The 24664-nt window shown below is 60.1% G+C and carries 12 protein-coding genes and 5 pseudogenes; 11 read left to right on the forward strand and 6 right to left on the reverse strand.

Annotated features, from left to right (window positions below; all coding sequences use genetic code 11):
- Positions 1–212 precede the first annotated feature (212 nt).
- Both istA and CWS35_RS10960 read left to right on the forward strand, forming a co-directional pair.
- Positions 213–1703, forward strand: a pseudogene (istA, locus tag CWS35_RS10955) (IS21 family transposase); the annotation flags it as partial.
- Positions 1704–1711: 8 nt separating this feature from the next.
- Positions 1712–2032, forward strand: a pseudogene (locus CWS35_RS10960) (ATP-binding protein); the annotation flags it as partial.
- Positions 2033–2066: 34 nt separating this feature from the next.
- On the opposite strand, the gene CWS35_RS10965 reads toward CWS35_RS10960, so the two are convergent.
- From CWS35_RS10965 to CWS35_RS40605, 3 genes and pseudogenes are all read right to left on the reverse strand, one after another.
- A complete protein-coding gene (locus tag CWS35_RS10965) occupies positions 2067–4136 on the reverse strand; it encodes a recombinase family protein (protein WP_100951630.1) in 2070 nt (689 codons plus the stop codon).
- Positions 4117–4317 (reverse strand): hypothetical protein, encoded by a 201-nt coding sequence (locus tag CWS35_RS40055; protein WP_151650822.1) that lies wholly within the window; start codon positions 4315–4317, stop codon positions 4117–4119. Before CWS35_RS40055 ends, CWS35_RS10965 begins: the two co-directional genes overlap by 20 nt.
- A 64-nt stretch (positions 4318–4381) precedes the next feature.
- Positions 4382–4588 (reverse strand): annotated as a pseudogene (locus CWS35_RS40605) (DUF5372 family protein); the annotation flags it as partial.
- 41 nt (positions 4589–4629) lie between these two features.
- Between CWS35_RS40605 and CWS35_RS10975 the strand changes: the two are divergent.
- Positions 4630–5175 (forward strand): annotated as a pseudogene (locus CWS35_RS10975) (ATP-binding protein); the annotation flags it as partial.
- Between the two features lie 322 nt (positions 5176–5497).
- Here the strand turns inward: CWS35_RS10975 and CWS35_RS40610 are convergent.
- Both CWS35_RS40610 and CWS35_RS10990 read right to left on the reverse strand, forming a co-directional pair.
- A complete protein-coding gene (locus tag CWS35_RS40610) occupies positions 5498–5992 on the reverse strand; it encodes a GFA family protein (RefSeq protein ID WP_100951905.1) in 495 nt (164 codons plus the stop codon).
- 210 nt (positions 5993–6202) lie between these two features.
- Positions 6203–6532 (reverse strand): hypothetical protein, encoded by a 330-nt coding sequence (locus CWS35_RS10990; RefSeq protein ID WP_100951906.1) that lies wholly within the window; start codon positions 6530–6532, stop codon positions 6203–6205.
- A gap of 445 nt (positions 6533–6977) precedes the next feature.
- On the opposite strand from CWS35_RS10990, the gene CWS35_RS38920 reads away from it, so the two are divergent.
- On the forward strand, positions 6978–7181 hold the full coding sequence (locus tag CWS35_RS38920; RefSeq protein ID WP_157817115.1) for a hypothetical protein: 204 nt from the start codon (positions 6978–6980) through the stop codon (positions 7179–7181).
- 214 nt (positions 7182–7395) lie between these two features.
- Here CWS35_RS38920 and CWS35_RS10995 read toward each other — a convergent pair whose 3' ends face one another.
- On the reverse strand, positions 7396–8028 hold the full coding sequence (locus CWS35_RS10995) for an aspartyl/asparaginyl beta-hydroxylase domain-containing protein (RefSeq protein WP_100951907.1): 633 nt from the start codon (positions 8026–8028) through the stop codon (positions 7396–7398).
- A gap of 876 nt (positions 8029–8904) precedes the next feature.
- On the opposite strand from CWS35_RS10995, the pseudogene CWS35_RS11000 reads away from it, so the two are divergent.
- The 7 genes and pseudogenes from CWS35_RS11000 to CWS35_RS11040 all read left to right on the forward strand — a co-directional run bounded on the left by CWS35_RS11000 (position 8905) and on the right by CWS35_RS11040 (position 24661).
- Positions 8905–11036 (forward strand): annotated as a pseudogene (locus CWS35_RS11000) (type I secretion system permease/ATPase).
- A gap of 46 nt (positions 11037–11082) precedes the next feature.
- Positions 11083–11526 carry a biotin/lipoyl-binding protein gene (locus tag CWS35_RS11005; protein WP_157817116.1) on the forward strand — a complete coding sequence of 148 codons (444 nt, stop codon included), beginning with the start codon at positions 11083–11085 and terminating at the stop codon, positions 11524–11526.
- A complete protein-coding gene (locus tag CWS35_RS11010) occupies positions 11517–12476 on the forward strand; it encodes an HlyD family type I secretion periplasmic adaptor subunit (RefSeq protein WP_157817117.1) in 960 nt (319 codons plus the stop codon). Before CWS35_RS11005 ends, CWS35_RS11010 begins: the two co-directional genes overlap by 10 nt.
- 768 nt (positions 12477–13244) lie before the next feature.
- Positions 13245–14426 (forward strand): hypothetical protein, encoded by a 1182-nt coding sequence (locus tag CWS35_RS38925; RefSeq protein ID WP_157817118.1) that lies wholly within the window; start codon positions 13245–13247, stop codon positions 14424–14426.
- Between the two features lie 23 nt (positions 14427–14449).
- Positions 14450–18961: a hypothetical protein gene (locus tag CWS35_RS11020; RefSeq protein ID WP_100951911.1), complete on the forward strand. Its 4512-nt coding sequence runs from the start codon at positions 14450–14452 to the stop codon at positions 18959–18961.
- The gene (locus tag CWS35_RS11035) at positions 18958–23493 is read left to right on the forward strand and encodes a calcium-binding protein (RefSeq protein ID WP_210202783.1); all 4536 of its coding nucleotides are present in this window, start codon (positions 18958–18960) and stop codon (positions 23491–23493) included. The genes CWS35_RS11020 and CWS35_RS11035 overlap by 4 nt, the downstream gene beginning before the upstream one ends.
- Positions 23486–24661, forward strand: a complete 1176-nt coding sequence (locus CWS35_RS11040; RefSeq protein WP_100951915.1) for a tetratricopeptide repeat protein — start codon at positions 23486–23488, stop codon at positions 24659–24661. Before CWS35_RS11035 ends, CWS35_RS11040 begins: the two co-directional genes overlap by 8 nt.
- The last annotated feature ends 3 nt before the right edge of the window (positions 24662–24664 follow it).

The raw sequence follows: 24664 nt of genomic DNA on the forward strand, positions 1-24664 counted from the left end.
ACCCGGCTCAGGCTCGAAATCTTTGGAGGAGGCAGACGACCGCTTACTCAGCAGCTTTCCGTCGTCTTCGAAGTGGAATGATTGAAAATCGTGGGTTTGACTGTCATTCGGCCTGCAATATTGCCCCCTAAGCCGGGGGTTCGGCGTCCAAAATTGACCCCCACCACTGGGCTATTGCGCCACCTGCTTTGGGCTAAAGCAGGTGGTTGGGGATGCTGGTTGTGGAGACGATTGCGCGCATACGGCGCGAGCACTTCATCAAAGGCAAGACGATCAAGGAGATCGCCCGTGACCTGAAGGTGTCGCGGAACACGGTCCGGAAGGTGCTGAGGTCGGGAGAGACCTCGTTCGAGTACGAGCGGTCGGTGCAGCCGCGGCCAAAGCTGGGACGATGGGCAGTAGAGCTTGACGGATTGCTGGCGGCGAACGCGGCCAAATCGGCTCGTGAACAGCTGACGTTGATCCGGATCTTCGAAGAGCTGCGCGGCCGCGGCTACGACGGCGGTTACGATGCCGTGCGGCGTTACGCCAGGCGGTGGAGCAAAGAACGCGGGCAATCGACCGCGGCGGCTTATGTCCCGCTGAGCTTTGCCCCAGGCGAAGCCTACCAGTTCGACTGGAGCCACGAGGTGGTCTTGCTGAGCGGGACCACGGTGATGGTGAAGGCCGCCCATGTCCGGCTCTGTCACAGCCGCATGCTGTTCGTGCGGGCCTATCCGCGGGAGACGCAGGAGATGGTGTTCGACGCCCACGACCGGGCGTTCGCCCTGTTCAAAGGCACCTGCACCCGCGGCATCTACGACAACATGAAGACCGCCGTAGAGACGATCTTCGTCGGTAAAGGGCGTCTCTACAATCGCCGCTTCCTGCAGATGTGCAGCCACTATCTGGTCGATCCAGTCGCCTGCACGCCGGCGTCGGGCTGGGAGAAGGGGCAGGTCGAGAACCAGGTCGGGCTGGTTCGGGAGCGCTTCTTCACGCCGCGGCTGCGGTTCAAAAACCTCGACGAGTTAAACGCCTGGCTGCTCGACAAATGCATCGCCTATGCCAAGGCTCATCGCCATCCGGAGCTGGTCGATCAGACGATCTGGGAGGCGTTCGAAGCCGAACGCCCCAAACTCGTTCCCTATGCCGGCCGCTTCGACGGCTTCCATGCGGTGACGGCATCGGTCTCGAAGACCTGCCTGGTGCGCTTCGACAACAACAAGTACTCGGTCGCAGCCAGCGCAGTCGGACGGCCGGTCGAAGTTCAAGCCTATGCCGATCGCATCGTGATCCGTCAGGATGGACGCATCGTTGCCGAGCACCCGCGATCCTTTGGCCGCGGCGATACCGTCTACGACCCGTGGCATTATGTGCCGGTGCTCGCCCGCAAACCCGGCGCCTTGCGCAACGGTGCTCCCTTCAAAGACTGGGTGCTGCCGGCCGCGATCGAGCGGATCCGGCGCAAGCTTGCCAGTACCGAAGATGGCAATCGGCAGATGGTCGACATCCTCAACGCGGTGCTGACTGACGGTCTGCCCGCGGTGGAAGCGGCCTGTGCCGAAGCGCTCGGTCATGGCGTCCATTCCGCCGATGTCGTGCTCAATATCCTGGCCCGTCAACGTGAACCCGCCCCACCGGCCAACATCATGACGCCGGCCGCACTGACGCTCCGTCATGCGCCGATTGCCGATTGTGCCCGCTACGACAACCTCCGGAGGACCATCTGATGGAACGAACCCAAATCTTCGACCTCATGGGCGAACTCAAGCTCTACGGCATGAAGGCTGCCTTCGACGAGATCATGGCAACTGCCGTCAAGCGCCAGCACGAACCTCAGCGCATTGTCGGCGACCTGCTCAACGCCGAGATCAACGAGAAGCAGGCCCGCTCGATCAAGTACCAGCTCACCATCGCCAAGCTGCCGCTTGCCAAGGACATCGCCGACTTCCAGTTCGACGGCACGCCGATCAATCAGACTCTCGTCAATGATCTCGCTGGCGGCGGCTTCATCGCCCAACAACGCAACGTCGTGCTGGTTGGCGGCACCGAGCCCGCTTCATAATGCTCACCTTTCTATCTCGTTAGAGTTCCAGTTCTTTTTGTAGCGGATTGCCGGACGGCGGACGTCTGAGGCGCCGCGCGGTGGCAGCTCGTTTGACGTCAGGACGCTCAAGATCGGCTGCTTTGATGATCCAAGGTGCCCCTTTGCAAAGCTGGCTCGCCGCGAGCTGGCCGTCCTTGATCAGACGTCGCACGGTTGACGGGCTGACGGAGAGGGCCGCGGCCGCCTCGTCCAGAGTGACCTCGCCGCGGTCGCGGCGCTCGCCTTCGCGATAGGCTGCGATGTCGTTGTGGCTGCGCAAGCTGCACACTCGCGACTTGGTCCAGCCATTGCCGCGCCCCGTGGTCTTGCCGGAGCGGTTGAGCACCGACGCGATTGCTTTGTCCGGCATCTGCCGCGCCAGCACGCGCACGAGATCGACTGTCTCTCCCGTTGCGCTCCAGCGGTGCTGGCCGGAGCGATTCTTCTTGACCTTGAGAGCGGAGTGGTCGCCGCCGTGCCAGCGGATCACCAGATCGAGCGCGTTGTCCTCGACGCGGACGACGATCTCGTCGATCAGCGTTCGCACGATCCGCTTGCGCGTCTCGGGTGCCACGCCGGCACTTGACCAAGCACGCTCCAGGTCGGCGCCTAGCGTCATCAGCCGCTCCCTGTCAGCAGGTGTGAGATCAACAGCGGGCGAAGCCGTCAGTCCCTCCAGCTCGGTCTCCAGATTGCGCACGACCGCCAGCCGGTCGTTCCATCGCTTTTCCAGCTCGGCGGCGACGAGGCGGTTGTCGGGATCGACGGCATCGTATTGGCGGCGCGCGCGCCCCACCTCATAGCGAGCCTGCTCCAGCGCCAGCTCGACTTGGCCGCGTTTGTCTTCGTTCGCACGGCTGCGCGCAGCCTGCGCGGCGAGTGCCGCCTCGATACCGAGCGGCTGCAGGCGCTCGATCACCTCGGCGGCCACGTCACGATCGATCCGCATGCCGCCGAACGAGATGCAAGGGTCACCGCCATGATTGTTGGCGCCGCCCCGACAATGGTAGCGACCGGTGTTGCCGTTCTTGCCGGAGTAGGCGACGTGAAGTTTGCGCCCACAATGGCCACAGCGCAGCAGGCCGGCGAGCAGAGCCTCACCTCGGCGCAGGGCACCGCGGCTCATCGGGTTCTTGCCGTTGGCGTTGTCCGCAATCAGGCCGAGGTTCCTCTCATGGTCCGCCCAGCTCAGATAACCCTCATGATGGTTCGGGATCAACACCTCCCAATCCTTGCGCTCCTTCTTGAAGCCGCGAACCACCTTCTTGCGGCCGGCCTCGATGCTGATGCGGCTGCCGGTGCGCCCGAATGCATACGCGCCGGCATAGATTGGGTTGGTCAGAATGTGCAGGATCGTGTTGTAGACCGGCAGCTTCCACTCGACCAGGCGGCCTTCGGCGCCATAGGTGACGGCGGGCAACGGAACGCGCTCGTGTCTGAACCAGAGGTGCACCTGACGCACCGACTGCATCTCGGTGAACTTGGCGAAGACGAGCGCGATCGCCTCGCCGACGCGCCGATCCGGGTCCTTCTCGATGCGGTTGTGGCCGACCCGCACGTAGCCGACGGCGACCGTCATGAACAGCTCGCCCCGGCGCGCCTTCTGCTTCAGCGCTTCGAGCGAGCGCTGGCGCAGTACCGACAACTCCATCTCGCTCATGGTGCCCTTCATGCCGAGCAGTAGGCGATCGTTGGGCTGTCGCGGATCGTAGACGCCGTCCTCGTCGGCGATCAGTGTGCCGACGAGACCGCAGAACTCAAGCAGCGTGTGCCAGTCACGACCGTTGCGTGCGAGCCGCGACGCCTCGATCGAGACCACGACCCCGACGCGGACCTCACAGATGGCGGCCAGCAGCTTCTCGAAGCCGGGCCGCGCGACGCCACCGCCGGAGCGGCCGAGATCGTCATCGATGACGGCAACATCGCTCCAGCCCAGCTGTCGCGCGCGCTCCGGCAAATTGTACTGACGGCGCTTACTTTCCAGGTTGTGGACGACCTGATCAGGCGTCGACTGACGGATGTAGACGACGGCCTGACGGGCGAGGTGCTCAGGCGTGATCTTGCTCATCAGCGGCCTCCCTCGTCTCTGTGGTTGGCGTGCCCGTCTCGATATTGGCGCCGTCGGCGAGGGCCTCGACCAGCAGCCCCTCGATCAGGCGGACGAGAGTGCTTCTCTGCGACGCCGGAATCTCCGGCGTCTGGCGATCCTCCTCGAACAGGCCCCGTTGCAAGTGGCGTCTTGGTTGCATGATCCCCTCCTTCACGCGGGGGCCATGCCCCGCCTTGAGAGGCGATAAGCACATCGATTCGCGCCCGCAGCTCGACGAGCCTTTCGACAGCCAACCGAGGGCTTGCTGTGAGCGTTGCAGAGCGAGCAATATCCTCGCTCATCCAGGCCGGGATCAGGGCGAGTGTCCCGTCGGGCTGCACCACGACCAGATGGTCCTCGCCGGCGAAGCGCTTGCGGTGCTCGACCTGCACCATCTGCCCGGCCCGAGGATGGAACGGATAGAGGATCAAAACCTCGAACGCCGGACACCCGGCATTGTGACGCTGTCTCGACCGGCACAGGGAAGACCCACCTGGCCATTGCTATCGCCAGAAGCTGCATCCGATCCGGTGCCCGCGGCCGCTTCTTCAACGTAGTCGACCTCGTCAATCGCCTCGAGACCGAGACCCGCAACGGACGGCAAGGACGGCTCGCCGAGCATCTGACCCGGATGGACTTCATCGTGCTGGATGAACTCGGCTATTTGCCCTTCGCCCTGTCCGGTGGCCAGCTCCTCTTCCACCTCGTCAGCCGGCTCTATGAGCGCGCCTCCGTCATCGTGACGACCAATCTCGCCTTCGGCGAATGGCCGAGCGTGTTCGGCGACGCCAAAATGACCACGGCGCTGCTCGACCGATTGACGCATCACTGCGACATTGTCGAGACCGGCAACGATAGTTGGCGGTTCAAGAGCCGAGACGACGATCACGCCACCCGCGCTCGTCTCGCCTCCGCTATCCCGGCCAGCTCCGACGAGACGAGCGCTACCAGCAAAGCCCGCCGCACGAAGGGGTCAAAATTGGACGCCGATGAGGGGTCAAATTTGCAGGCCGATTGACAGTGGGATTAGCTTAAGCGGGTGTCCATCAAACCGGCAGCAGCTCAGACTGAAGTCTTCACAATCAAGAACTCAAAAACGGAAGAGGACGAGAACGTTCTTCCGGAGCAAATCGTACGGACCTCGGACGTGGTGTCTGTCGAGATGTATGTGCCAGATACAGGCGTTCTGGTCTTTTATCGGTTCAAGAGGATGCGGGGCTGTTGGTACCTCGATCTCATCTCCGATCGATCAACATGAGGTTGATTGAGGGCTTCCCCGGCCAAAAGCCATTTTGGGTGCGAGCCGCATCACTTCCGCTTGTGCCCCACACGAGACATTCTCATGATCGTCCATGCGGGGAGAAGATCGGTGCAGTAGCACGCCATGCGGCGCTCATACTCACATAGCTGAAATCTTTTGGGTCGACCTGTTCGACCCCCGGGATGATCGCCCATGGAATTGCGCTCTGGACGAACGTCTGAGCGATCGGAACGGCCCAACTCGCGTCATCGAGAGTTCCAGCTCGCAGTCCGGTGAAGTCAGGTCTGGCTGCGTCGTTGGATGTGAGGCCTGCGCGGCAATTACTGCACGCAGCATATCGAACTTCACGACCGCGAGCTGTGGTTCGGGAAAAGCTCTCTAAAGGGCCGGTAAGCGCTAATGCCGCCGTGGGAACTATCACGGTCAAGCTGTACGCTGAACCTGAAGCGGACTGGCAGTCATGGCAGTGACAGACATGGACCAGTATAGGCGCGCCATTCAAGCTGTAGCGAACTGCGCCGCAAAGGCATCCGCCAAGAAAGTGGGAGGTTGACCTCGGGTTTTTCCATGACATTCGTCCGCTTTGAACATGGCCCGGTTGAGCGTCATCATCATTGCTACTAAAAAATGGAAGTCAATCCTTTGTCATGTCGCCTGTTGGCCCCTTGCCGACCTTCCGGAGCCATCACCGGGATGTCCGGAGTCGGGAATAAAGCGGACACGATGCGCCGAGAGCGGGATGTCGCTCTTTGACCCAAAGCGGAAATCAAGTCGGCCAGTTAGGCTATGGCGTGGGAACGCAATTGTCCGCCTTGAGCAACTGCTCAAAGCCATCCTGCGAACATATGCGCCCTTCGTTACGGATGTAGAAGATGCGAGCCTGCATTTGCTTCGGGCAAAGAATTTCAAACTCAATCTCACGCTCGTCTACGTTCCTTATCTGCCCCTCCTGAAGAGTGCTTCCTCCGACGAACTCAGACTTCCAACTGGAAGTCGTGGTGTCAAATGTCACGATGACCTGACCGCCGCTTACATCGCAATGGATTTTGAGTTGTTCGCTCGCGACTGGCGTCAGGTTCAGCAGCAGCAATGTAGGCAACGTAAACCGAAACATTTGAGCCTCACGTACATCCGCTCAATCGCGGTTAGCAGCTTATAAAGCAGGTGCGATGAGGTCTGCTACCGGCCCCGAAGCTGACCTCTGGCGATGGTGGGCGATGATGGTGCGGGTCAGTTACCAGGCAGCTGTGATTAGAAATGTGTCTCCTCAAACCGAGGAAGACCTTCGCGACATGTGGCATGCAGTCAGGTGGAGGAAAGTGCCCTGAATGCTGTGACGTCCGCTTCGGCCCAACAGCCGAACTTCTTTGGTCGAGCACTCCATCTGGCCGCCTTCTGCGGCAAAGAAGCAGCTTCTCGACCTCCGGAAACAGCAGCATCGCTTCACGAAGGTCGAGGTGCTTACAAATAGGTCGTCCTGGCGTGACAGCTGCCTCATTATTGGCTAACATCTTCTGGTTGTCGTGCCTATCTGCATCACGAACGTGTTGGAATACTCCATGCTTCAGTTCTTCTGTTGGGCCACGCTCACCGCCGTTCTACTGAGTTTGAAACCTGTGCTTGGTTCGCTTGAGGATATGCTTCGTCCGTTCGGATGGACGGGAACCGGTGCATTTGTGCTGATCTGCGCATCAGGACTGCTGATTTGCTATCTGGTTGCGGCCAGGATTGATCGAGCAAATGACCCGTTTCGACCGCACTGAACGCAAAGCGCTGCTGACTTTTCGTTCTCTTCAGCGCGGCATGTTATTCGGGATTTGGTCGATCTAAGCCTTCATCCCGACGTTTCGGTGTGCCCTACTCGTGTCGGCGCGGGAAGGCTGCAACTCGGCGTATGTCGTCTCACCCCTGGCGTTGGGTGGGTGATTCCAGCAGCTCCGCAAAAGCCTCAGATTTTTCTCCGGGCAAGCAAGATCCTCACAGCGCCGGCGCGGGTGCCCGTTCACCGAGAGCCGAAGCGACAATGTCGGTAGGCAACTGATCGAGCGGCGTGGGGTTGATCGCGAGCCTCGCATAGACCGGCGGCAACAAGTCGAAGATGTAGTGGATTCGCCATTCGCTGGACTCGTTGAATGCCGAGTGGTGCTGCTTGTTGTCGAACCACCAGAGCTCGCCCTCTTGCATGCGCACTTGCTCGTCGCCGGCGCGCAGGACACTGCCGCACGAACTGCGGAGCACCAGATGGAACCGGTGTCGGATCAGATAGTAGGAGCCGGCGTCGATGTGGACACCGACTTCAGAGCGAGGCTTGAGCCGGACGATCGTGGCGCGGGACAGTTGGCACTTGAGCTGCGCAGCTACATGATTCATGAAGGCTATCGCGAAAGGGAAGCGTGTAGATATCCGCGTTGGGCCACTCTCCTGGTTCTCCTCGATGACGAGGTCCGGTCGCTTCACCGCGTTGCGCAGAAAAATGGTGTTTGTCTCGCGCTGAACTCTTATCTTGTCCTGCCGGGTAGTATTGGCAAGCCAAGCATCCTCTTGCCCGTCGATCTCGCCCAGCAGCGGCTTTACGTCTATGTCTTTGGTGATTAGCCGGAAGTACTTCATTTCTCCTCCTGCCCGTGTCCGTGCTCAGGCAGTCTGATCGATACCGCAAATCATGTTTTAGAGCTCACCTGCGCAAGCCCACTCACGCTTACAGATTTTGTAAGAGTAGCCCGATAAACCCAAGCCGACGTTTGGTGATCCAATTCTCTGAACGTCAATCCTCGCATAGTCGATGCAAACGATGGCACGCAAGTTCGAGGAGTTGCGCGAGGCCAGAGAGCCAAGCGCGTGATGCATGGGTTCGGTTTCGCCTTGAGGTTTTGGGATACCCACGATCGATGACGTACCGTCTACGTCCGGTCGCGTGACTCTGCTGACGGTAACCGCGACCCAGCATCATCGAAAGTCATCATGGCGTCGGCAGTCGCGTGGCAATGCGGTGCAAGTGCAGACTGTCGGCTACTCGAGTGAAACGCTACAAAAGACGCGCTAGGGCGCAGCCGGCAGCTTCACGACGCGTATCAGCTGCTTCGTGTCATCGCTGCGCGCAAAGTGGGCGCGATTTGAGACTCAATCGGCGTTTATTTTTGATGGAGCTAGGAGGAAAGGGCGGGTTGGTCATCGGCCATACAACCTATGCTTGATCTGCATGGCGATCACAGGTTTGTGATAATTGATGTGTCAATGTGCATATTGTCGCAGTTTTTTGTCTATGCCACTTTCCGGTCACAACTACTCCGGGCTGAATCCCTGACTGGCAACTTGATTGGAATCGTCGGCGCTTGCGCCGGGGAATTGCGTTGTCATGGCTTTAATTGGTGAGTTCATGATGTTCGATTTGATTGCCCCCGTGGAGGGGGTCCGATCCGCTGATTCAGCTCTCCTCGGCCATTTCGTCCCGGCGATGTGAAATCAAGCAAATCAAAAGCCGCGGAAATGCTGGAAAAGCCGAGGGAAATCGATACCGGGCTGCAGGCGCTGGCCGTCCTGTTGCGGTTTCACGGAATTCCCGTTGACACCAATCAGATCGAGCATCAATTCGCCGGCGCGCCGATCCGCATCCCCGAGATGTTGCGTTGCGCCAGGACGCTCAAGCTGAGAGCCCGTTCTATCAACGCCGATTGGGCCTCGCTGCAAAAGGCGCAACTTCCGGCGATCACGGAAAGCCGCGACGGTGAGTTTCTGATCGTGGCGAAGGTCTCGGATTCCGAGGTGCTGGTCCACGTTCCGTCGATTGGGCGTCCGCAACTGACGACGCGGGCTCAGTTCGAGGCGCAGTGGACAGGCCGCCTGCTGCTGATGACCAAACGCGCCTCGCTCGGCGATTTGGCGCGGCGCTTCGACGTTTCCTGGTTCCTGCAGGCGATGCACAAGTACCGTCGGATGTTTACCGAGGTCCTGGTCGCTTCATTCTTCCTTCAGCTCCTTGCCTTGGTCACTCCGCTGTTCTTTCAGGTCGTGACCGACAAGGTGTTGGTCCATCGCGGCTACAGCACTCTCGACGTTCTGGCCGTTGGCGTTGTTGCGATCTCGATATTCGAGGTCGTTCTCGGTGGGCTCAGGACCTACGTCTTCTCGCACACGACCAACCGGGTGGATGTCGAGCTCGGTGCCAGGCTGTTCCGGCATCTGTCGGCGTTACCGATCGGCTATTTCGAGGCTCGCAGGACCGGCGATTCGGTTGCGCGCGTCCGCGAGCTGGAAAACATCAGGAATTTCCTGACAAGCTCGGCTCTGACGTTGCTCGTGGACCTGTTCTTCACCTTCGTCTTCCTGGCGGTGATGTTCTATTACTCCCCGATCCTGACCTGGGTGGTGATCGGATCGTTCCCCTTCTACATTGGGATATCTGCCGGCGTGACGCCGATATTCCGCCGGCGCTTGGAGGAAAAGTTCGAGCGCGGCGCTGAAAACCAGGCCTTTCTGGTTGAGTCGGTGAGTGGGATGCAGACGCTCAAGGCTATGGCCGTCGAACCGCAGATGCAGCGGCGCTGGGAAGAGCAGCTTTCCGGCTATGTCGCTGCGAGCTTCTCGGTACTGTCGCTCGGCAATTGGGCGAGCCAGGCCGTGCAGCTCATCAGCAAGGTCGTCACGGTCCTGACGCTCTATTTCGGTGCGCACCTCGTGATCGGCGGCGATTTGACGGTGGGTGAGCTGATCGCGTTCAACATGTTGGCGGGGCGGGTTGCGCAACCCGTTCTTCGGCTTGCCCAGCTCTGGCAGGATTTTCATCAGGCCCGGATCTCGGTCGCCCGCTTGGGGACATTCTCAATACGACTCCGGAACCGGCCTATAATCCCACGCGGGCAGCTCTTCCACCGATCCGCGGCGACGTCGCCGTCGAGCACGTCGCCTTCCGCTACCGTTTGGATGGGCCGGAAGTCCTGCAGGACGTCTCGCTCAGGATTCCGGCAGGGCAAGTCGTGGGTATCGTCGGTTCGTCGGGGTCGGGAAAATCGACACTGACCAAGCTGATCCAGCGGCTCTACGTTCCTGAGCGTGGCCGCGTTCTGGTCGACGGTGTCGATCTGGCCGTCGTAGACGTGACTTGGCTGCGGCGTCAGGTCGGATCAGTGTTGCAGGAGAACGTGCTGTTCAACCGATCGATCCGCGACAACATTGCCCTTGCCGAGCCTGGAATGCCGATGGAGCGGGTGATCGCGGCCGCGGAGCTCGCCGGTGCGCATGACTTCATCCTCGAACTGCCCCAGGGCTACGACACAATGGTCGGAGAGAGGGGAGCCAGCCTGTCTGGCGGTCAGCGGCAGCGGATCGCGATCGCGCGGGCGCTGGTCACCGATCCTCGGATCCTGATCTTCGATGAAGCGACCAGCGCGCTGGACTACGAAAGCGAGCGGATCGTGCAGGCAAACATGCGCCGGATTGCGGCCGGGCGCACGGTCCTGGTCATCGCGCACAGGCTTTCGGCGGTTCGCCACGCCGACCGGATCATCACGATCGAGCGCGGCCGCATCGTCGAGGACGGCAGCCACGACGATCTGATCAGAACCAGCGGACGGTATGCCGCGCTGCACCGGCTCCAGGCGGGTCTCCATGAAGCCGTCTAACGCAACGACAGCGGATAACGTGGTGCGCTTACGCCCACCGAGAGCCGTGGTCTCGTCAAGCACGCAGCGGGAGTTTCTGCCGGCCGCGCTTGAGATCATGGAGACGCCGGCTTCGCCTGTGGGGCGGGCGATCGGCCTGACGATCGTCCTGCTCATCGTATTTGCGGTCGTCTGGTCGGTCCTTAGCCGGATCGATATTGTCGCCACGGCATCGGGCAAGATCGTGCCGACTGGTCGCACCAAGCTGGTGCAGCCGCTCGACCCGGGCGTGGTCACGGCAATTCTCGTTCAGGACGGGGACACGGTCACCGCGGGCCAGGTGGTGGTCCGGCTCGACCCGGTCGTCGCTGTCGCCGAGCGTAACCATGTCGGGCACGATCTCATGGGGGCGCGGCTCGACGCTGCGCGTCTTTCGGCACTGAAGACCGCCTCTGAAGCTGGAGCCGCGCCGGTTCTCTCGCCCCCGAAGGAGCCTCGCCGGTGCAGATAGCTCGCGCCCGCTCCGAAATGATCGCTCAGTTCGATGCCCAACAGCACAAGGTGGCGTCAATCGACGAACAGATCGCGCAGAAGGTCGCCGAAGCGAATTCGAATGGGGCGAACATCGCCAAGCTGGAAGCGTCGCTGCCGATGCTCGAGGAGGAAGCCGACATCCGCAAGAAAGCGATGGCGATCGAGTTCGGCAACAAGATTGCTCATCTGGACGCGCAGATTCACCTGGCCGACCAGACCAACGAATTGATCGTTCAGAGGCATCACGCGGTCGAAATCACGTCTGCCCGGCAGGTGCTCGAACGGCAGCGCCAGCAGACCGTTTCCGAATACGCGCAGAAAATCTTGAGCGATCTATCGGATGCCGAGCAGAAGTCGGCGGCGTTGAGCGAGGATTTCATCAAGGCGGGGCAGAAGCTGGACGAAACCACGTTGCGTGCGCCCGTCGATGGGGCCGTGCAACAGCTTGCCATCCATTCTATCGGCGGCGTCGTGACGGCGGCCCAGGTGCTCATGGTGATCGTGCCCGCCGACAGCCATCTCGAAGCGGAAGTGATGATCTCGAACCGGGACATCGGCTTTGTCAGCATTGGCCAAGAGGCGGAGGTCAAGATCGATACCTTCAACTTCACCCGATATGGTCTGCTGCACGGTAAAGTCGTCAGTCTCTCGCAGGATGCGATCGTGCGCGACAAGTCGCCCGACCGGTCGGCTTCGGCGAAACTGCCTGCAACCTTCGCCGATTCCAGCGAACCGCAGGGACAGGAGTTGGTATACTCTGCGCGTATCGCGCTCGACAGCACTCAATTGGATGTCGAGGGGCGCATGGTCAACGTTAGCCCGGGCATGGCGATCTCGGCAGAGATCAAGACCGGATCGCGCCGAGCGATAGAATTCTTGCTGTCGCCGTTGCTTCGCTACAAACAAGAGAGCATGCGAGAGCGCTGAAAGAGGAGACGTTTCAATGAGTACAGGAACGAAAGTGGATTCGTTGGATCAGGAGAATACGAGGCAGTTCCCGTTGGCGATACTAAGTCTATTTATTCTCTCGCCTTCGTGAGGCTGGGCGATGATGCCGCAATATCCGTCGTTGGGTAATGTTCCGATGTGGCGAAGGCCGATGTTGTACGGCATCGCATTCGCGCTCGTAACATTCGTCCCAGGATTCGTGTTGGGAAGCCTAAGGAATGCGGAAGTTCTCTTGCTACCTCGCTCGCTTGTTGAATTCTTGTTCCCTTACTCCATTCTACCGTTTGAATTTCGGGCGTTGCTGCTTCTACCTCAGGAGAATAGCGGGTTAGTGCGGCTAGACATGCACAGATTTCAGCCAGACGTTTTTACTCAACAAATCTTTGTGGCAGCGTTCCTCTCGTTCTTTGCTGTGCTGCTAATCCTGACTTTTCAAGCACTCGCTGGTGCGCAGGATTCGAGATTTTTGCAGCAGAAGCCTTCCGCGATTCTTTGGATGTTAGTCGTATGCGAGGTGTTCCGTGAGCTCTCGGTAGTGGCCCTACTCCTTGGCCGAGGTGTCCTGAGCGCGAACTTGCCGACTGAGCAGGTCGTGCTGCCGTTCGTGTACTTCATGGCGCCTCTTGGCCTGGCTCTTTTCACGAGCGTTGTGGGTCTCGCGCTCTGGCTGCTCCTTGCAACCATCTCTCGGCACGCGTTTCGACTTGGGTAGATCTGACCTGGTTCTGGTTCTTATGGGAGGCTTAGATGGCGGACGGCGATTCATCGAACGCATCAGGATCGGTTATTGGCGATTTCGGTTTGCGCTATGGGTTTGGCTCTCAAACACCGTTGACGATGACTTACGGCTCTTGGACGGCCCAGGCCGCCCAACTTGGATATGGCGCTGGAGCAGTTGTCAACGATGCTACGGGACTGTCTCAGATCGCGGTTATTTCCTACTACGCAATGCGCGAGGCGCAAGGCGTGATTCAGATCAGCCCTGAGCTAGGTATTGTTAGTGGTACTACAGCGGCCGGCTTGATCGGGGAGTGGGGAGGAATTGCCGCTAGAGGTGCAGCAGGCGCCGGAGCTGTGCTCGACGGAGCAGCCAGTGCTGTTTCGATCTATCGTGAGACAGGAGACGTTCCGACAGCTGTCGTCGGCGGGGCGCTGTCGTCGGCGCGGTCCGGAGCCGTCGCATACGCGTCAATTGGTGCTGGCGAAGCAACCGCGGCTGCTCTGGCCCCTACTGTCTTTATCCCGGTTGTCGGGCCCTTCATCCCGCCTGTGGGTGGCTTGGCAGCGGCAGGTCTCACTTATTTTGGCCTGAACCATTACTTGCCGGAGGTAACGGCTAGCCAAGCTGCAAGCTTCCTTGAGTTTATGAGAACCTCCGAAAGTAACTACATCGTGTCGATGGGGTGGCTGCCGTCATTCAATGACCGTTGGGGAGCCCCCGACATTTCGGGTTGGAGTAGTCCAAACATCTTAAACTACGGTGCCGGCCAAAACTATCAGTCGTACCCGCAGCAGATGACGTTCGATGATCGCTGGGCTTCTGTTGCCCCGACGGTGGGTGACGGAGCGGGGATTGGGAACTGGCAGAATATTCTCGGAGGTGGGCTCTCTTCCACAACTCCTGTTGCTCCGCAGCAAGGCGCGCTCAATCAAGTTGGCGACGGGAACGGCATCGGCTCAGGTTGGGCTAGTGATCTGAATTTGTCGTACGGCACGAGTGCGGGAGTTCAGAATTCGGTCCTCAATTTTAGTCTCCAACAGGTGATTGCGCTGCAGACATTCGTCAATCAACTTGGGGCAACCACAGTCTGGACACCGGCTGTTGTGCCGAACAATCAGAATTTCGATCCGGGGAACGTAACGACCGGGGATGGAGGTGGCGGAGGGACGGCAGTCTGGTCGGAAACGATCTTGGCGATACAAATTTAGGGGACGATTTCAGCTTCGTCCCGGTGGTTCTTGATCTGAGCGGTAACGGCATCAACATCACGCAGCTCAGTTCCTCCAATCAGTTCGCAGATATTGCCGGCGATGGCTATCAACATCGTACTGCCTGGGCGGGCGCCGGCAACGCCGTTTTGTTTGTAGACCCAAACAACACCAATAAGATAACGGAGGCCGATCAGGTCGTTTTCACGGATTGGGATCCGACCGCGACCAACGACATGCAGGCGATCGAGGATATCTTCGACACTAATCATGATGGTACTCTCGACGCAGGGGATGCTGATTTCTCGCAGTTCAAGTTGATGGTGACCAACGCCGACGGCACGACGACCGTTGAGACGCTGGCGCAGGCCGGCATCACCTCGATCAATCTTGTACCGGATGCGTCGAAGACTGTGTTGCCCGACGGATCATCGATCGACGGCACCACGACCTATACCCGCAGCGACGGCACGACCGGACAGGCCGCGACAGTCACGTTCGCGGCCGATGCGAACGGCTATGCCGTGCAGCAAACGACTACGGTCAATGCGGACGGATCGACGACGATCGACAATAAGGCGCTCAATCCGGACGGTAGCCTTGCCAACGAGACCACCTCGACCACGAGCGCGAACGGCCTCTCGAAGACCATCAACTTTGACAATGACGGCGACGGGGTGGTCGACCGGGTGCAGACCGACGTCACCGTGAACAACGCCGACGGCTCAAAGACGGAGACCTTGAGCGACAAGACGGGCGCGGGCGTTCTGCTCGATCAGACCGTGACGGCAACGAGCGCGGACGGCAAGACCGTGACGATCGACCGGAACTCGACCGGCGGCAGTTACTTCAACCAGATCGAGACGCGTTCGACGGCCGCTGACGGCACCAAAACGATCACCGTGTCCGATTACAGCGCCAATAGCTCGCTGCTCGACCACACCGTCTCCACGACCAGCGCGGACGGCCTCAGCCGGACGTCGACCACCGATTTGAACGGAGACGGGGTCAACGACGTCTCCTTGAGCGATATCACGGTCATTAACGCCGGCGGCAGCCGTACCGAGACCGTGAGCCAGAGCGCGGGTACGACGCTCGTCAGCAAGACGATTACTCAATCCAGCGCAGATGGACTGAACAAGACGACGACCACTGATCTCGACGGAAATGGCAGCGTTGATCTGACGACAGTTTCAACGATTGTGCATAATGCGGATGGATCGACCACGACGGCCCAGAGCGATTACAACGCCAATAACTCGCTGCGCGACGAGACCGTAACGACCGTCAGCGCAGACGGCCTGAGCAAGACGACGACGTCCGATCTCGACGGCAACGGCGCGTTCGATCTGACGACCCGCGACGTAACGGTTATTAATAGCGACGGTAGTCGGACCGAGACCATCACCGACCGCAGCGGTAACGGTGCGCTGCTCGATCAGACCGTGATCGTGAGAAGCGCGGACGGAAGATCGCGTAGCACAGAGGTGGATGCCACGGGATCGGGCGTTTACAACCATACCGATACCGTCACGGTTGCTACGGGTGGTGCGAGCACCGAGACGGTGACCGATATGAACCAGGACGGCTCGCCCAGGGATAAGGCGGTCACCACGACCAGCGCCGACGGTCTCACCGTCACGCGGCAAGTCGATTTGAATGGCGACGGTGTGTTCGACCTGACCACCAAATCGGTCACGACCAAGAATTCCAACGGAAGTTCGACGGTCGACGTGACCGATCGCAATGCAGACACTTCGCTGCGGGACGAGACGGTTACTACGACGAGCGCCAACGGTCTTGTCGTGACGACGCAGATCGACACGACAGGAAACGGCACTTTTGATAGCACGATCAACGCCGTGACCGTGGTCAACAGCGACGGCAGCACCACCACGACGACGACAACGACCGGCGGTGATGGTGCCACGGTGCTGAATCGGTCGGTCAGCACGGTGAGCGCCGACAAGAGAACGATCAGCACGACCCAGGATCTTAATGGGGACAACGCAACCGATCGCACCGAAACCATCGTGGTCGCGGCTGACGGTTCAAGCGTCGACACCATTTCGACGTTCAATCCGAATGGCTCGCCCGACGGGAAGTCCGTCACGACGATCTCCGCCGACAAGCTGACGACCACGGTGCAGACCGATAAGGACGGTGATGGAACGTTTGATACGACCACGACGGATGCCACGGTCTTGAATTCGGACGGCAGCCGTACGGAGACGGTAGCCGTCACCAGTGCCAATGGCTCGTCGGAGATGAAGACCGTCTCGATTGCCAGTGCCAACGGTCTAAATGTCAAGACGGAAGTCGATCATTACGGCACCGGAACCTACGACACGATCACCACGGCAACAACCGTGCTGAATCCTGACGGCAGCACCACCAAGACAGTCACTGACAAGAACGCTGATGGCTCGCCACGCGACTACACGGTGACAACGACAAGTGCCAACGGGCTGAGCAAGACCGTGACCCATGATTTCGATGGCGATGGGACCGTCGACCTGACGACGACTGACCTGACCACGCTGAACGCCGACGGCAGCCGCACCGAGGTCGTCACCGATACCAACATCGCGGGCGAGCGGGACCAGACTGCGACTACGACGAGCGCGGATGGCCGTAGTGTTAGCAAAACGATCTACACCTACGGTTCCGTTGATCAGCATTTCACCGACAACACCACGACGGCGGCCAACGGAAGTGCGGTCGAGGTTGTAACCAATTACGGGTCATCAGATCAGACCTCGGTTTTGGACAGCACGACGACGACCACGAGTGCAAACGGACTGTCGAAGACGACGCAGACCGATGCCAATGGCGACGGGACAGTCGATCTCACCACCACGGACGTGACCACGCTCAATGCCGATGGCAGCCGGACCGAGACCGTCACGAAGAGCAATGCCGGCGGGACAATTAGCCAGACTGTCACGACGACCAGCGCCAATGGATTGTCGACCACGACCAAGACTGACATCAATGGTGATGGTACTTTCGACATTATCACGACCTCGACCACGACGCTCAACGTCAACGGATCGACCACTCAAGTCCAGAGCGACAGCAACGCTAATGAACCGTTACTTGATCGCACCACGACGACGCTGACCGCCGACAAAAAAAACAAGATCATTGCGAGCGACATCGATGGTAACGGCTCGACCGACCGTACCGAAACGATTGCCATACAGTCGAATGGCTCCACGGTCGATACGGTCGCCGCTACGGGTGAGGGCACGAAAACTACGACGACGAGTGCGAATGGACTCAGCAAGACGACCACCTATGCCAACGCCGCGGGAACTACCGTTACGACACTGAACGATGCCAGCACTTTGAACAGCGACGGCAGCACGACCGAGGTCGAGACGGAATCGTCGTCTGTCAGCAACTCCCTGACCACGACGACCAGCGCGAACGGCTTGTCACAGACGATCGCAATGACCCTGGCGGGGCTTGCTTCCTACAGCGTCAGTACCAAGAGCACGACCGTTATCAATTCCAACGGGACGAAGGTCGAGACGATAACCGATCGCGACTCTGGCAGCAATGTGTTGGATCAGGCGGTGATCACGCTCAGCGCGGATGGGCTCTCGACAACCACGGACGTCGATTCCAACGGCGATGGCCGTTTTGATGTCGTGAACACGACGACGTATGCGACCGATGGCAGCAAGACCCAAAATCTATCTGTCTACAACCCGGTCACGGGTGCGCTCGAGCAGAACGATGTCATCATAACCAGTGCGGACGGGCGTACCTCAACCTTGTCGCGCGACAAGGATGGCAATGGATCCGCAGACCATTTCGAGACGATAGTTCAGAACGCGGATGGCAGCGTTACCGATACCAATTCGGCGACAACCTATCTGGGAGCGCCGGCCTATTCACAGGTCAAGGTGGCCAAGGAGAATGTCGACGGCGGAACCACGGTGACCACCTCGACCTATGACTGGACCGGAAATCTGCAATCGAAAGCGACGGTCGTAACCAGCGCCAACCAGTTGTCGACTGTCACATCGTACGACAATAACGGCGACGGCCTGATCGACGAGACGAACACCGACACAACGGTGCTCAACGCCGATGGAAGCCGCACCGAAACGGTGACGGACCGCAACGCGGATACTTCGCTGCGGAAGGAGGAAATTCAGACTACCAACGCCAACGGCCTGACGACGACGACCGACTATGACAGCAACGGCAATGGCGTTTTCGACGTCATTGATACAGCCGTGACTAGCGCGGACGGCTCGAAAGCCGAAACGATCAGCTACTACAATGACAGCAGCCTCGCGGGCGCCACCGGCACCCTGAGCGCCAAGACCGTCATTCAAACCACGGCGGACGGCCTGACGAGCACGTCAACGACAACCGCGGTGGGATCGACCATTTCGCTCGTGGACGCAACAACGCTGTTCGCCAACGCCAACGGCAGCTACCAGTGGGTGCAAACCGTATCGGGAGGCGGTCAGGTGAGCGCCTCCCCTCGCTGGCCTCCGGCAGCGCCAGTCATATGATCGATGCCAACCACATTGACACCTGGTCCTGGAACGACGGGTCGAGCGGAGGTTCGTCCGGATCGATTCGGATCGACATTGCGACCGAGGAGAAGGACGAGTCCCTCGCGCAGGCGCTGACCGTTGCCACCCTCAACCGGCAGATGACTGCGGCCGAGCAGCAGTACCTGGCGAAATACATCACGAACGGTGTGCTCGATCAGACTGCGTTCACCACCTATCTCATGAACTCGTCTGATGCCAACGGCCTCTATCAGCCGGGAGCGATGACGGACTCGGATTTCGTAACCCAGGTCTACACCAACGCCTTCGGCTATGGCCCATCGGCGAATATGCTTTTTGAATATCTCAGCCAGATCGACAATGGCTCGATGTCGCGGACCGGCGCGATCATCGCGATCGCGTCCAATGCGACCGATATCAGTCAGGGCAGCGGCCTTCCCAGTATCCTGAGCGACAAACCGCTTGTCGCGCCTGCGGCCGTCTCCCAACTCACGTCCGGGGTTGCAGGTCTGTTGAATGCCGGAAGCGCCTACGAGGATTTCATTAGTTCATTCCCAACTCCAGGTGGTGCGTTCAGTCAACAACAACTGCAGGACTTCCTCAATCAGGTGCAGCCGGTCGGCGGCGCGAGCTATCACAGCGTGAGCTTTGAGGCTGTCCTCGCCGGAGGTACATCAACGGGACCTGGTGCGTCCTTGGTCGGCCTATTTGGCGGACCGAACGAACTGCCGCCGAGTGATCCAAGCCCGAGCAACGGCGACGGTGGGGATGGTGACGGTGACGGCGCAGCCGGCGATGGGGACGGCTCGGGTGATGGCGCTGGTGCGGGCGACGGCGATGGAGGCGGCGATGGTGGTGGAGGCGGCGGTGGCGATGGTGGAGACCCCGTTGTCCTTAACCTCGCGGGTCTGCCGGTCACGACCACCGATCTGCGGTCATCGAACGTCAGGTTTGACTATACCGGAAGCGGCACGACCATCCCGACGGCATGGCTGACGTCGAACGAAGGGTTCCTGGTGCTCGACAAGGCCGGCGTGCAGATCAACAACTCCAGCGGCCTGATCGGCAGCTATGCAGCGCTCTCCGCCTACGACACGAACCACGACGGCATCCTTACCGCGGCGGAAGCCGATGCCGCTGGTATCAAGGTTTGGGTCGATGCGAACGATGACGGTATCGGCGAAACAGGCGAGCTCGCAACACTTGATCAGCTTGGTGTGGCGTCGATCAACCTGAGTGGCGTCAAGGCCGGCAATTACGATCATGGCAACATTATCGCGACGACCTCGACCATCACGTTTGCCGACGGCCGTACTGGCCAGGCTGCCGACGTCTGGTTGATGACGAACGGCGCCTTGAGCACGGACACGTACTACGAGTTCGATCATTCGCTGGTTTATCGCTATGCAAATGGCGAGCTCGACGAGCTCGTGAACAGTCAGGGAAGGACCGTCAACGCCGGAGCCGCTGCCCTGGAGAAGATTCTTGATGTCGCCGGCAACAACACACTGGCGGCGACGACAGCGCCGATTGTCACTCTGGTTGGTGCCAAGGGGGATACGCTGGTCGGCGGCACCGGCGCGGACACCTTGGTCGCGCTGGGCGACAATGAATCCGTCATTTCGGGCTCGGGGACCAACACGATCTTGGCCGCCGGTGTGAACGTGACCGTTAGTGCGGCGCAGGGTAGCTCGACGATTGAGGTGTCCGGCAAGTCGGATACGGTCACCAATATGAGTAGCTCGACGGTCCTTGATGTGTCAGGGACGTCCGCTTCGATATCTGGGACGGGTACGACAATCACGCTTGAAGGCGGCAGCAGTGCGACTCTGTTCGGTTCGAGCCTCCATGTGTCTGCGTCGAAGGGCGCCACAGTTGGATTGGCGGCATCGAGCAGCGCGCTCTCGTCGAGTGATACGATTGCGGCCACGATCTCGGGGAACCAGGACTCCGTGACGCTGGCGGATGGCTCGACGATCACAGTGACTGGGGCGAACGAGACCATCGTGCTTGCGAGAGGAGGAATCCTCCTGCAGCAGTTTGCGTCCGCCACCATCACCGGCGCGAACGATCGCATCTCGCAGGGAACGGGTACCACCGTTACGATCAACGGTGTTTCCGATATCGTGGATATTCTCGGAGCGGGAAATATCACGACGGTGGGCGGAGCTACGGTAACGCTGGAGGCGGGCAGCTCGGAAACCCTGAACGGAAACAACAATCAGATCTTGCAGCTTGCGGGCTCGAGCTTGACGTTGAACGGGAACGGGGAGAGCGACGCACTGTTCGGCAATTCCTCCAACGTGAATGTCGTGGGCTCCAGCGACACGGTGGAGGTAACCAGCGGCAATAGCAACACGTTGACGGCGCATGGTGCGAATAACGTCCTGAAATCAGACGCCGGTTCGAACACACTGATTGCCGTCGCGAATTCGGTCACGCTGCTCGGCGGCAGTGGTTCGGATATCCTGCAGGGTGGCGGCAACAATGAGGTAATGACGGCGGGTAGCGGCGCAAATACGCTGATTGCTTACGGCTCGGCCTCGACACTGACGGCAGGCAGCGGCGCGGATATCCTCACAGGCAGTGGACAGAACGATGTGCTGATCGGCGGAGGCGGCAACAGCACCCTGACGAGCTATGGCGCCAACAGCACGCTGGTCGGAGGTGCCGGCACAAGTGTGTTGATCGCCAGCGGCGCCGGCGATGTCCTGCTTGGTGGCAGCGGCCAGAACACGCTCACCGCGCTCGGCAGCAATGAGACGCTGACGGGTGGGAGCGGGACCAGCACGTTGGTCGGAAACGTCAACGGCAACACGTTGAAAGCTGGAACGGGTACGACCGTCGCGTCGTACAGCGCCAACAACCTCGCGCTCAATTTGGTGAATGGAACCGCGAGCGTTTCCGGCGGGACAGTGAGCGATCAGCTGGTTGGCATCACCAGAGCGATCGTATCGGGTAACAACAATCAGCTGACCACTCCTGGAGGCGGGACCCTGGAGGTCGTCCAGGGAAGTGGCAACATCCTGATTGCCAACGGGGCGGGCGCTGTTCTGCGATCTGATTCGGGATCGAACACGCTAGAGGCACTGAATGGTGGTGACACCCTGTTCGGTGGCAGCGGCGCTGATATCCTGCAGGGCGGAGGCAACGACGACGTTCTGACCGCAGGCAGCGGAGCAAACACGCTGATTGCCTACGGCTCGGCCTCGACGCTGACGGCAGGCAGTGGTGCGGACGTTCTCACGAGCAGCGGACAGAACGACCTGCTGATCGGTGGAAGCGGCAACGGCACCCTGACGAGCTATGGCGCCAACAGCACGCTGGTCGGAGGTGCCGGCACAAGTGTGTTGATCGCCAGCGGCGCCGGCGATGTCCTGCTTGGTGGCAGCGGCCAGAACACGCTGACCGCTCTCGGCAGCAATGAGACGCTGACGGGTGGGAGCGGGACCAGCACGTTGGTCGGAAACGTCAACGGCAACACGTTGAAAGCTGGAACGGGTACGACTGTCGCGTCGTACAGCGCCAACAACCTCGCGCTCAATTTGGTGAATGGAACCGCGAGCGTTTCCGGCGGGACAGTGAGCGATCAGCTGGTTGGCATCACCAGAGCGATCGTATCGGGTAACAACAATCAGCTGACCACTCCTGGAGGCGGGACCCTGGAAGTCCTCCAGGGAAGTGGCAACATCCTGATTGCCAACGGGGCGGGCGCTGTTCTGCGATCTGATTCGGGATCGAACACGCTAGAGGCACTGAATGGTGGAGACACCCTGTTCGGTGGCAGCGGCGCTGATATCCTGCAGGGCGGCGGCAACAACGACGTTCTGACCGCGGGCAGCGGAGCAAATACGCTGGTTGCTTACGGCTCGGCCTCGACGCTGACCGCAGGCAGCGGTGCGGACGTTCTCACAAGCAGCGGTCAGAACGACGTGCTGATCGCTGGAGGCGGCAATAGCACCCTGACGAGCTATGGCGCCAACAGCACGCTGGTTGGAGGCTCCGGCACGAATGTGCTGATCGGCAGCGGTTCAGGCGACGTGTTGGTCGGCGGCAGCGGTACAACCACGCTGACGGCGTATGGGAGCGGGGAGACCCTTACCGCTGGCAGTGGCGTCAACACGATGATTGATAGTGCCAGCAATGGTATCTATCAGTTTGGCTCCACGGCCGGATCGACAATCATTCAGAACGGTGCGAGTACGAACTCCAGTACATCGAACGAGCTGGATTTCGGAGCGGGTATTTCGAAGGAGAACCTGTGGTTCCTGCAGGTCGGAAACAACCTTCAGATCGACGTGATCGGTACCAACAAGACGGTGACCGTCGCGAACTGGTTTGCGAGCCCAGGCAATCAACTGCAGGAGATCACGGCGGGTGGCCAAAAGCTCGATGGCGAAGTCTCGCAACTCGTGCAGGCAATGGCGACTTACACGGCGGGCCATTCCGGCTTCGACCCGACGTCGGTCGCCCAGGCGCCCAATGATCCTACCCTGCAGGGCGCCATCGGTACCGCCTGGCATGCTTGAGGAGCAGTTCGGGGGGCGTACCAACGAAAGGGAGGCGGATGCTTCGCAGAAAGCGTTCCGCCGGGCGATCGTTCTGCGCGAGGAGGGACGCTTTGACGAAGCCGAGGCGTTGCTTCGTGATGCCGTCTCGCGGGATGCCGGCAATGCCGATTTGCACAACGCTCGTGGGGTCATGTTCGCCGCCACGGGACGCCACCTGGACGCCCTATGGTGTTATCGGGACGCGGCTGCGTGCAATCCAGCCGATCCGACGATCTGGACGAACCTTGGCAACGCGCTGACATGCTTGAAGCATTTGCGAACCGCCATTGGTTGTCATCGCCGCGCCTTGTCGCTCGCCCGGGAGGACGATGCGTTGCTGCATCACAATCTCGGCAATGCGCTTGCTGAAGCCTCCGACCATGCCGAGGCACTTGTTGCCTTTTCCCGTGCACTCGAGATCGAACCCTCAAGGCACGGCGCGAGATGGGATCGGGCTCGAAGCTACCTCTATCTCGCCAACTACCGTCAGGGCTTCTTGGACTATGAGGCGAGGACGGTCACCGGCCAATTGCCGGCCAGAGAGTTGCCGGGACAGGCTTGGGACCGCAGATCCTATGCAGGGAAGCGTCTTGTCCTCGTTGCCGAGCAAGGCTTTGGCGATGTCATTTGGGCGGCGCGATATCTGTCTAGGGTAAAGGCACTCGGCGGCGAGCTGATCGTCGAGTGCCCAGCTGAACTGATCCCGCTCCTGGACGCGCTCGGCGTTGCGGATCGCCTCGTCGTACGCGGCGCTACTCTCCCGGAGGGCGACTTCCATTGCTATTTTTGCAGTCTTCCGGGACTGTTTACCAAAGACAGCTCATCGATTCCGAGCGCGCCGTTCGTCAGGGCTCCAATCGATCGTGTGCGACGGTTTCACGAACTGATAAATCGGGCGCCGTCCCGCTTGAAAGTCGGGATCGTGTGGTCGGGGAGCGTGACGTTCAAGCGCAACCAGGAGCGAGCTCAATCGCTGTTGAAGTTTTTTCAGGCGTTTGCTCTGCCCGGCGTTCAGCTGTTCAGCTTGCAGAAGGGGCCACCTGAGCAGGAATTGCGTGCGCTGCCGCGAGGGGGCCCATCTTCGATCTTTCTCCCTTTATTGGCGATTTTGCCGACACGGCCGCGGCTCTTCAACATCTTGATCTGATCA

Origin of the sequence: Bradyrhizobium sp. SK17, from assembly GCF_002831585.1 — a bacterium.
GTDB lineage: Bacteria > Pseudomonadota > Alphaproteobacteria > Rhizobiales > Xanthobacteraceae > Bradyrhizobium.

Excerpts from the sequence above, each read along its gene's own strand:
- CWS35_RS10965 (WP_100951630.1), bottom strand. The coding sequence starts at position 4,136 with ATGAGCAAGATCACGCCTGAGCACCTCGCCCGTCAGGCCGTCGTCTAC.
- CWS35_RS40055 (WP_151650822.1), bottom strand. The coding sequence starts at position 4,317 with ATGCAACCAAGACGCCACTTGCAACGGGGCCTGTTCGAGGAGGATCGC.
- CWS35_RS40610 (WP_100951905.1), bottom strand. The coding sequence starts at position 5,992 with ATGTCATGGAAAAACCCGAGGTCAACCTCCCACTTTCTTGGCGGATGC.
- CWS35_RS38925 (WP_157817118.1), top strand. The coding sequence starts at position 13,245 with ATGGCGGACGGCGATTCATCGAACGCATCAGGATCGGTTATTGGCGAT.
- CWS35_RS11035 (WP_210202783.1), top strand. The coding sequence starts at position 18,958 with ATGATCGATGCCAACCACATTGACACCTGGTCCTGGAACGACGGGTCG.
- CWS35_RS10990 (WP_100951906.1), bottom strand. The coding sequence starts at position 6,532 with ATGTTTCGGTTTACGTTGCCTACATTGCTGCTGCTGAACCTGACGCCA.
- CWS35_RS11040 (WP_100951915.1), top strand. The coding sequence starts at position 23,486 with ATGCTTGAGGAGCAGTTCGGGGGGCGTACCAACGAAAGGGAGGCGGAT.
- CWS35_RS10995 (WP_100951907.1), bottom strand. The coding sequence starts at position 8,028 with ATGAAGTACTTCCGGCTAATCACCAAAGACATAGACGTAAAGCCGCTG.
- CWS35_RS38920 (WP_157817115.1), top strand. The coding sequence starts at position 6,978 with ATGCTTCAGTTCTTCTGTTGGGCCACGCTCACCGCCGTTCTACTGAGT.